Source organism: Sinomonas sp. G460-2 (assembly GCF_047759905.1).
In the GTDB taxonomy this organism is placed as follows: Bacteria; Actinomycetota; Actinomycetes; order Actinomycetales; family Micrococcaceae; genus Sinomonas.
The window spans coordinates 1-1,740 of record NZ_JBKZWT010000497.1; the positions used below are offsets into that span (position 1 = coordinate 1).

General features: G+C 69.9%; 2 protein-coding genes. Both read left to right on the forward strand.

The features are described from left to right. Window positions 1-596 (forward strand): SDR family oxidoreductase (locus tag ACLN58_RS21835; RefSeq protein WP_415857309.1); only part of this gene is annotated, 596 nt, incomplete at its 5' end. 50 nt (window positions 597-646) lie between these two features. Then, a partial coding sequence (locus ACLN58_RS21840) for a threonine aldolase family protein (RefSeq protein ID WP_415857310.1) occupies window positions 647-1,740 on the forward strand: 1,094 nt, incomplete at its 3' end.

The following is a 1,740-nucleotide window of genomic DNA, read 5'->3' on the forward strand; positions in this document are numbered from 1 at the left end:
CTGAAACGGACGACGGCGGCGTTGCCCAGCGAGTCTGCGACCTCGCCGACTTCGGTGCGGTCCGGTCACTCGCGGCCGAGCTGCGGGCGACCTTCGGCGCGGTCGACGGCGTCATCCACCTCGTGGGCGGATGGCGCGGCGGGGATTCACTCGCCGACCAGTCGGACGAGGACTGGGACTTTCTGTCGCACTCGTCAATCACAACCCTGCGCAACACGAGCAGGGCGTTCTTCGACGACGTGCTCGCCTCGCCACGGGGCCGCTTCGTCATCGTGTCCACGACCCTGCTCGAGCATCCGAGGGCGGGGTACGCGAACTATGCCGCGGTGAAGGCGGCCGCGGAGGCGTGGATGCGGGCCATGGCCCAGGGACTCGCCGCGGGCCAGTCCGCACGCAAGGAGGATCCGGTCCCCCAGGCGAGCGCCGCCGTCGTCCTCGCGGTCAAGTCCCTCCTCGACGAGGCGATGCGCGCGGCCCAGCCCGAGCGCCGCTTCCCCGGGTACACGCACGTGGACGAGCTCGCGGCGCGGTTCGTCTCGCTGTTCTCCGAGGACGCCGCAACGCTCAACGGCGCCCGGCTCGACCTCACGGCGTGACCCCGCGGTGCCCTGAAATCTTCGACAGAACGGTACGCAATACTGTGACAGTGACTTCGATCGACCCTGCCCCCACCGCCATCGCGAGTGCCCCCGCCGGCTGGCCCCTCCACGACACAGCCCGGCGCGGCTTCGCGTCGGACAACTATTCGGGCGCCCACCTTGAGGTCCTCGCGGCGCTCGCGGCCGCGAACGGCGGCCACCAGACGTCCTATGGCGACGACGACTACACTGCACGCCTCAAGGCCGAGATGGAGCGGCTCTTCGGCGAGGGCGTCGAGTCCTTCCCCGTGTTCAACGGCACGGGGGCGAACGTGCTCTCGCTCCAGTCGCTCGTGCCGCGTTGGGGCGCGATCGTCTGCGCCCAGACCGCACACATCAACGTCGACGAGAACGGCGCCCCCGAGCGCGTCGGCGGCCTCAAGCTCCTCGCCGTTCCCACGGAGGACGGCAAGCTCACCCCCGAACTCATCGACCGCGAGGCCTGGGGCTGGGGCGACGAGCACCGCGCCCAGCCGCTCGCCGTCTCGCTTACCCAGACGACCGAGCTCGGCACGCGCTACTCGATCGAGGAGCTCCGCGAGATCACCTCGCACGCGCACTCCCTCGGCATGAAGGTGCACATGGACGGCGCGCGACTCGCAAACGCAGCCGCGGGGCTCGGCGTGCCCGTCCGGGCGTTCACGCGGGATGCCGGCGTGGACATCCTCTCGTTCGGCGGGACGAAGAACGGCATGCTGTTCGGTGAGTGCGTCGTGGCGCTCGACCCCGAGGCGGCGCACGGCCTCGCGTACCTGCGCAAGATGGACATGCAGCTCGCGTCCAAGATGCGCTTCGTCTCGGCCCAGTTCCTCGCGCTCCTCGAGGACGATCTGTGGCTCCGCTCGGCCGCTCATTCGAACGCGATGGCGGCCCGGCTGCGCGCCGGCGTGGAGGGGCTCGACGGCGTCGAGCTCACCCAGGAGACGCAGGCCAACGGCGTGTTCGCCATCTTGCCGGAGGGCGTCGCGGATCGCGTGCGCGATCGCTTCAGGTTCTACGACTGGGACGCGAAGCGCCGCGAGGTGCGGTGGATGTGCTCGTTCGATACGACTGAGCAGGATGTAGACCTGTTTGTATCCGCGGTGCGCGAGGAACTCGCCCG